General features: G+C 44.4%; 1 protein-coding gene. It reads right to left on the bottom strand.

Features of this window, described 5'->3' with window-relative positions; genetic code table 11:
• Window positions 1-252: GTPase (locus ACTHS8_RS10880; protein WP_440373716.1), on the bottom strand; the 252-nt coding region annotated here is incomplete at both ends.

Here is a 252-nt window from a genome sequence, read left to right as displayed (position 1 = left end):
CTTTCAAAAAAGATATGGAAACTGTCGCGCGTCGTTCCTGCCATAAACAATGCAATCAACAGCTCTTCTCCGAGAATGGCAGTTACAAACGACGATATACCGACATTTGGGCGGCCGATTACAGAAAAAACAGGATGTTTCGCTTCTTCCTGTTCCTTTTCAGGCTCAGGGAAGGTTTCGAAAATTTCTTGAATCAGATTATACACGCCATGGCCGTGCGAAACTGAAATAACATAAGGGTCGCCCAAAGCA

The organism is Neisseria sp. P0016.S008 (genome assembly GCF_051957775.1).
Classification (GTDB): Bacteria; Pseudomonadota; Gammaproteobacteria; order Burkholderiales; family Neisseriaceae; genus Neisseria; species Neisseria flavescens_B.
The sequence above is the reverse complement of the archived record's forward strand: the minus strand, read 5'-3'. Positions and strand labels throughout refer to the sequence as shown.